Source organism: Acinetobacter sp. 809848, assembly GCF_000581275.1.
In the GTDB taxonomy this organism is placed as follows: Bacteria; Pseudomonadota; Gammaproteobacteria; order Pseudomonadales; family Moraxellaceae; genus Acinetobacter; species Acinetobacter pittii.
Genome location: NZ_JEXG01000048.1, coordinates 21,776 through 29,381, shown reverse-complemented (window position 1 = coordinate 29,381; position 7,606 = coordinate 21,776). Strand labels below are relative to the sequence as shown.

Annotated in this window: 9 protein-coding genes; all 9 read left to right on the top strand. The window is 40.8% G+C overall.

The window, feature by feature from the left end; genetic code table 11:
- Positions 1-96 precede the first annotated feature (96 nt).
- The 9 genes from J536_RS26275 (at position 97) to J536_RS22085 (ending at position 7,597) form a co-directional block, all read left to right on the top strand.
- Entirely contained in the window at positions 97-279 is a 183-nt protein-coding gene (locus J536_RS26275; protein WP_228130721.1) for a hypothetical protein, read from the top strand.
- Positions 233-670: a hypothetical protein gene (locus J536_RS22115; RefSeq protein WP_032063974.1), complete on the top strand. Its 438-nt coding sequence runs from the start codon at positions 233-235 to the stop codon at positions 668-670. Before J536_RS26275 ends, J536_RS22115 begins: the two co-directional genes overlap by 47 nt.
- Complete coding sequence (locus tag J536_RS0104810; protein ID WP_032063972.1) at positions 630-1,271, top strand: putative metallopeptidase; 642 nt, start codon at positions 630-632, stop codon at positions 1,269-1,271. Before J536_RS22115 ends, J536_RS0104810 begins: the two co-directional genes overlap by 41 nt.
- Before the next feature lie 58 nt (positions 1,272-1,329).
- Positions 1,330-1,806, top strand: coding sequence for a DUF2280 domain-containing protein (locus tag J536_RS22110; RefSeq protein WP_032063971.1), 477 nt, complete (start codon positions 1,330-1,332; stop codon positions 1,804-1,806).
- Entirely contained in the window at positions 1,784-3,310 is a 1,527-nt protein-coding gene (gene terL / locus J536_RS22105; RefSeq protein WP_032063970.1) for a phage terminase large subunit, read from the top strand. Before J536_RS22110 ends, terL begins: the two co-directional genes overlap by 23 nt.
- Positions 3,311-3,318: 8 nt before the next feature.
- Positions 3,319-4,653, top strand: a complete 1,335-nt coding sequence (locus J536_RS22100) for a DUF1073 domain-containing protein (RefSeq protein WP_032063969.1) — start codon at positions 3,319-3,321, stop codon at positions 4,651-4,653.
- Positions 4,598-5,410, top strand: coding sequence for a phage minor head protein (locus tag J536_RS22095; RefSeq protein WP_032063968.1), 813 nt, complete (start codon positions 4,598-4,600; stop codon positions 5,408-5,410). The genes J536_RS22100 and J536_RS22095 overlap by 56 nt, the downstream gene beginning before the upstream one ends.
- 71 nt (positions 5,411-5,481) lie before the next feature.
- Entirely contained in the window at positions 5,482-6,330 is an 849-nt protein-coding gene (locus J536_RS22090; protein ID WP_032063966.1) for a hypothetical protein, read from the top strand.
- 70 nt (positions 6,331-6,400) lie between these two features.
- Complete coding sequence (locus tag J536_RS22085; protein WP_032063965.1) at positions 6,401-7,597, top strand: DUF2213 domain-containing protein; 1,197 nt, start codon at positions 6,401-6,403, stop codon at positions 7,595-7,597.
- Positions 7,598-7,606: the final 9 nt, after the last annotated feature.

Genomic DNA, 7,606 nt, shown 5'->3' with positions numbered 1-7,606 from the left:
ATGTAGATATTAATTTTTTAATTACGACTCGCTTAATGCGGTTTTTTTAATGCCTAGAGGGAAGTTATGACAGACACAATATAGGCTAGAAAAGACTTGGAACGCTGTTGTAATGAGTTGTCTAAGTATCAAAACCTGAGTCGATCAGGTCTAAGACACAGTGAATTAATCGCATTAGACAATGTAATGATTCGGCTGAAAGAGCAAATTAAAAATTTAAGGGTGGCATTGAATGGAACTCAGCCAATACACCAGCCTCACCAAAAAATCAGAAATTAAAAGAAAACCAAGAACAAAGCCTTTACCCAAGGCAACACAAAAATATTTAGAAGCTGAAGAAACTTTATTCCAAGAATTAGAAGAACATCGAATTGGATACCGAAGAAAATTTCAATTTGAATCAACTAAGAATTGGCGGTTTGATTTTTATATTGTGAAGTTGAATCTACTTATTGAAATTGCTGGCAGTCCTTGGGCCGTTGGTCGCGGTGGCACAAAGATAGCAAATTCACTAAGCAAATATGATCTTGCTTTAGACAAAGGCTTTAAATTTGAGCGTCTTGAACCTCATCAAATTGAATCAAGTTATGCAATCAACTGGATAAAAAGCGAATTAGCGAGAATTGAAGATGGATCAGATCAGACCATTCCCTCCACAGGACTTGATTGATAAAGCCGAGGAGGATGAGGCTATTAGATTGGCTCCAGCACCAGACTTAATGAATTGGGTGATCAAGAACTTTTTAACTATTGGTGGATCATTACATAACCCGGATCATGATCATATTGCTGAGCTACTTCACGACAATGAAGAGTTTTTAGCCTGTGCATGGGCTTCTTCTGCTTATACGCGAGCTAAGCGTATGGTGTTAGGCCAATGTGAAAAGGTTATGTTTCAACAAGGCGGCTGGAAGAAAGCTCGCCAAGAGCAACAGATGCGGGATTGGTTCGGATTTGTGCCGACTTACTTAATCACTATCGACGCTACCTTTTGCGATAAAGCCAGTGATAGCGAGTTTTGTGCTTTGCTTGAGCATGAGCTTTACCATATTGGTGTAGAGCGTGATAGAGACGGTGAGATTATTTATAGTGATCATACTGGCTTACCAAAGCACTATTTAGCAGGTCACGATGTCGAAGAGTTTATCGGTGTTGTAAAACGCTGGGGAGCAAATGAAAACGTTAAGCGGCTTATTGAAGTCGCTAAAAACCCGCCGTTTGTTTCTGATTTAGATATATCAAAATGCTGTGGAAACTGCGTAATCAATTGAGCCTTAGGGCTCTTTTTTTTGGCTATTTAGGTTGACGTAGGTTGACAGGATTGAGGATATGGCGGCTCTAAAAAAAGAGGGAAAACTCTTTATAGTTCGCTCACTTGCCGTATTTAATACACCCACAGAAACTGCTGAGCTCGTCAACCAAGAATACGGGGTAAAAGTTACTAAGCAGCAATGTGAAAAATACGACCCGACTAAACGGGCAGGTGAGAACCTAAGCGAAGAGTTAAGGGTTGATTTTGAAAAAACTCGAGAAATGTTTTTGGGTAAGCCTGAGGCAATCCCCATTGCAAATTTAGCGGTACGTTTACAGCGTTATGAAAGCCAATATCAAAAGCACAGTAGAAACCGTGTAGCAGCTCTAAGCATTCTTAAGCAAGCTGCTGAGGACATGGGCGGCAAATACACGAATAAAACTGAAATTACAGGCGCTGGTGGTGGTCCATTACAAAGCGAAAATATTACCTATGTGACTGCTACCGATGAGCAGGTAAGGCAGGCGATAGATGAACTCGAGAACGAATATTGACCCTGTTAAAACCAAGGCCAAGCGGATTAAGTGCGAGAAAGAACATTTATTTTTTACCCGAGCATTTTTCTTGCCTCGCATGGGCTTTAAATTTTCAGTCAATTGGCATCATGAATATATTGCCGACAAGATCGACGAGGTTATTGCGGGGAAGGTTAAAAACTTAGTTATTAACGTCCCACCGGGTAGCGGCAAGACAGAATTACTCACAAACCTTATTGCACGTGGTATAGCTCGAAATGCACGTTCCCGTTTTCTGTATTTGTCTTTCTCACAATCACTTGTAGAGGATGTATCGGCAACAGCTAGGAACATTGTTAAGTCAGAAGACTTTCAGAATTTATGGCCTGTAAAGATTTCTACTAGTACCGATGCTAAGTCTAGCTGGAAAACTACAGTTGATGGCTATGACGCTGGTCATGTGTATTCTGCATCGATGGGTGGGCAGGTCACTGGTCGCCGTGCTGGTACATTGTCAGATGAAGGCTTTACTGGTGCAATTATTCTTGATGACCCCTTAAAGCCTGAGGATGCATTTAGTCAGACCGCTAGACGCAAAGCGAACCGTAAGATTTTAAACACGGTCAACTCGCGTAAAGCTAAATCTGACACACCAATTATTCTGATCATGCAGCGGTTGCATGTTGAGGATCCGACTAACTTTGTGATGACGGGTAACGTTCCCGGTGAATGGGAACAGATCAGCATTCCAGCGCTTATTGATGATGAATACATCAGCAAGTTACCTGAAAAAATACAAAGCAAAATTCCACGTAATGTTGAGCGAGATGCTAAAGGCCGTCAAAGCTATTGGCCATTGAAAGAATCATTGCAATCGTTATTGCAACTCGAACAAGGTGGACAGGATAAAGACGGCGCTACGGTATCTCGTTACACGTTTGCAAGCCAATATCAGCAAGCCCCTAAAAAGCTCGGCGGTGATCTTGTTAAGGCTGAATGGTTCCCACGTTATCTAGATCTACCTGTTCTTAAGTGGCGGGCTGTATGGGCTGATACGGCGCAGAAGGTCAAAAAGCATAATGACTTTTCGGTGTTCTTATGTGCTGGTCTTGGCTATGACAATAACCTTTACATCATTGACGTGAAGCGTGGCAAATGGGAAGCACCTGAACTATTGAAGGAGGCTAAAGCCTTTATCAATAAGCATAAGGATAGCAACACCAAAATCGGCAAGCTGCGTTACATGGCTGTAGAAGATAAGGCGAGTGGTACTGGATTGATTCAATCTATATCTAGAGAAACCACATTACCTATTAGGGCAATTCAGCGTGATGAGGACAAGCTCTCACGGACAATGGACGTCATTCTTTATGTTGAAGATCGGCGTGTATGGTTACCTGCAAGCGCACCATGGTTATTGAACTACATCGAAGAGATTGAAGGACTCACCGCGGATTGGTCACATGATCATGATGACCAGTGGGACCCGACTATTGATGCGATTAATGATTCATTAGCTAAAAAGCCAACTGTATTTGATTAGAGGAAATTATGGCTGAAACTAAAAAGCATGATGCAATTGGTGATGCAGGGGCGTATACAAACTTTGTCTCAAACATTGGTACCGCCCGCGACAAGGCATCTCATGGATCATTCGTTAAGAAGACTATTCCAGATGAACAATTAGAGGCGGTTTATCAACATTGGTTAGCCAAACGAATTGTGAACCGACCAGCAAGTGACATGCTCCGAGCTGGGTGGTTCTATGAGGGAATTCAGGATAATGATTTAGAGAAGCTTAAAGAGGAGTGTAAGACTTTTAATTTAGATGGGATTCTCTTATCTAGCTTGGTTCTTTCACGCTTATATGGCGTTTCCTACGTTCTCCTAGGTACGGTGGACGGCGGCAACTTAGATCAACCTTTCGATTTAAATAAACTAGGTGTTGGCCGTTTAGAGTTTTTCACAGTACTCAAGAAAAAGCACATTGAGGCAGATACTTCAAAGTACTTACCGCCAAATGAAGCAGGCGGGCTTTTAAAGCAGCCAGAATTTTACAAGCTTAAACTCGATGGTAAAGCGAACCAAAGGATCCACCACACACGCCTATATAAACTTGGCCATGCAGATGTGGTCAATGAAGAGCCTGTGAGTGTTTTACAAGAAGTTTACGAGGACCTTTTAGATCATGCTGCTGTAAAGAAGGCTACAGCCAGTCTTGTTCATGAATCAAAAATTGATGTGATTAGAACGCCAGACTTGGTTGAGAAGATCAAAGAAGACATGAAATCAGTTGCTGAACGTTTTCTTAGTGTCGGTTTGCTGAAAGGGCTTAACGGTATGCTCGTATTGGATAAAGAAGAAGAGTATGACTCTAAATCTTATAGCTTTGGTGGCTTGCCTGATCTTATGCGTGAGTATTCGATTCAAACTGCAGGTGCTGCCGATATGCCATATACCATTCTATTTGGTCAATCACCTGCAGGTATGAACGCAACAGGCGATCATGACACACGGAACTATTACGACAGTATAGCAACCAAGCAAATCTGGTCCTTAAAGCCATTCATGTTGAAGCTTTTAAGAGTAATTGTTCAGGCAACATTTGGTCGTCAGATTCCAAGCTTAGACGTAGTGTTCAATCCACTATGGCAACTAGATGCTAAGGTCCGTGCCGAGGTTGAGAAAGCTAACGCAGAGCGTGACGATAAATATCTTCAAATGGGTGTCATTACAGAGCCACAGATAGCAAAGCAGCTTGTTATTGATGGTGTTTATTCAGTTATTGATGAAGATCACATCAAAGAGCTTGAAACAATGGTGAAGCCAGATGACGACGATAATTCAGATACTAAAACCACACCTCCAGCAAGCGAAGAAACGTAAGAAAGGGCGTAAAGCTTCTAAGCCTAGAGCCGTGTATGTAAATCGCCGTGTAGAGCTTTATTACACACGGCAATTGCTTGCTATATCTAAATACTGTCAGGAACAAACTAAGGATATTGTTATTCCAACAGTTGGTCAGAACATCGGTGATGCTTGGTTTTCTGACATGATGACGGCGTTTAGGGAAAAGCTCACAAAGTATGTTGTTGAGATTTCTCGACCGTTGGCCACAAAAGTTGTGACTGATACCCAAAAGGAAGTGGACAAGCAAATTGCAGAGCACACCAAAGCAATTATTGGTGTGGATCTAACGCCTTTCTATCGAGCTGCTGACATTCAAGATGAAGTAGACCTAAATATTACGGCTAATGTCAGCTTGATTAAGTCTATTCCGCAGCAATACGCCGATAAGCTTGAAGTAGTAATTACCAATGCTTTGCAGACTGGCCAAACAAATGAAGAGTTGGCCAAAGAAATTAAGCAATTGGGTTTATCTACTGATTATCGAGCACGTCTTATTGCAAGTGATCAGATGGGCAAGATAAACGGCCAAATCAATCAAGCCAGACAGCTTTCAATGGGTGTTGAAACTTACACATGGCAAACGGCGAAAGATGAGCGAGTGCGGCCAGATCATCAACATAAGCAGGGTAAAACCTTTAGATGGGATTCGCCGCCAGATGGTGGGCATCCCGGTCAGCCTATCCGCTGCCGTTGTACGGCATTGCCTAACTATGAGGATATTTTGATTGATTAATTCAAGTCATTTATGAGATTTTTATATTTCATAAATATCAAGTTAACTAATTAAATTAAAAGGGGTGGGATGTGGAAATTAAAGATGAAATTGCAAAAGATTATGAAGAATATTGCAATCAAAAGTTAATATCTGAATTTGGTAATTATAAGGCTGATGGGCATAATCCAATGCATTTATATCATCGTTATAAATACAGAATAATAGATGCACATCCTAGACAAGTAATTGAACCACCAAATTTTATTATTCCTACAGAACACTTATCTGCATATGGAAAAATAATTTCAGATATAAAAGCAGGAAATTCTCTAAACAAATATCAAAGTCGAAATCTTAAAAGGCTAGATTATGATGATGACATGTTATCCCATTGGAGAATTCAGCACTTTCATTTAGGAGAAACTTTAGAAAGTGATGGATTTGTATCTCGAACTTCGGATTTATTATTTATTCATTTTTCAAATACCGAGGCGCATATTATTGGAATTTTCTCACATGGTGATTGGTGTGATTTAGATATTATTGAAACAATTCATAATAATTGGCCACAAATTCTTATGAAATTTAAATGCGAATCGAGTAGCGAGCCGTTAACAGAAGAACAATATCGTATTTTGAGAAGTAAAAATTGTAATGTTGCAGTTAGAGTTAAAGATGGAACTGAGTACTATCCACCTGGCTTGGGTGTTGTTTCTAGTGGTTCTCCTTTACAGGCAATTATAAATGTTCAGCATGTCTTAATTAATTTCGAGAATAAATTTAATGAGATTGTTACTAATATAGACCAGATAATTGATGAAGATCCTCTGAAAAGAACAACTGAAATAGCAACTATAGGCTTAGAAATGGATGAGGTTAATCAAAGGTTTGTTTATAAAATCAAAGAAACAGGACATCGATTTACTTTAAATTATTAATAAGAAATTATGTTTTAAGTATTTTTAAGTCAAACCCGCCAATTGGTGGGTTTTTTATTGGATTGAATTTATGAAAAACATTTACCGCTTCAAGGTAGGTGACTTTGCTCCAAGTGAATCCACACGCTCATTTACACCGGAAGGTTATTTGAAATGTGTAAATGTTCGCTTGGGAAAAGCACCTCAGGTACGCCAGTACTATGCGTATGAGTTTCCAAACTTAGAAGGCTTTTCAGCAGATCAGACGATTAACGTTTATACATCGGCCGAAGAGCTTTTTAAGCCAGCAGCGATTAAAAGTTGGGATGGTGCAGACGCTACGGATTATCACCCACCTAAGAATGAAATTAATGCAGCTAACTGGAAAGACTACCACATTGGCTATTGTGAGAACGTCCGCCAAGAAGGTGAGTATTTATTGGGCGACTTGCTCATTAAAGATAAGGAGAGCATTGATTTAATCCAGAACAACGAGCGATTAGAAATGTCGCTTGGATATGGAGCCACATTAGTTCTAGAACAGGGTACTGCGCCAGATGGCACGGTTTACCAAGCAAAATTTATCAATTTTATTGGCAATCACGTAGCACTTGTTAAATACGGTCGCTGCGGTGGTGATTGCCGTATCGGTGACCAAAAGCAAACTCCACCAGAGGGGAACACAATGGAAGTAACAGTAAACGGTATTCGTTTTGACATTGGCGATAACAAGCCCTTGGCGGATGCATTAAAGCAGCAGCAAGATCAGCTTGAAAACTTGAAGGCTGCAAAACTTAAAGTTGGTGATAAGCAATTTTCTATCGGTGATGAGCTAAACGCCGTTCAGGCAGTCGTAGATCAATTGCATACCGACAAAACTACTCTTGAGCAGAAAGTCGGTGATCTGGAAAAAAACCAGATGACGCCTGAAAAACTTGAACAAGCTGCTACAGAACGTGCTGCTGTGATTGCTGATGCTAAAGCATTGGTGCCAACGGTAAAAACTGAAGGCTGCACATGTGAGCAAATCAAACGTGACGTTATTGCAGCTAAAGCGGGTGATGCTTTAGTAACAGCTTTAATGGGTAGCGTTGCTGTAGGAGATGCAAAGCCTGAGCAGATCGATACAACTTTCCGCGCATTGTCAGCTGTAAAAGGAACACACCCATCGAACCCGGTAGCCGATGCACTTAACCACCAGCAAAACATTAAAGCTGGTGACGGTAACCCTGCTGGCGGTGGGGATGGAAAGGCCTACAGCAAAGAAGACGCATACAAAAAAATCTAAGAGGATTTA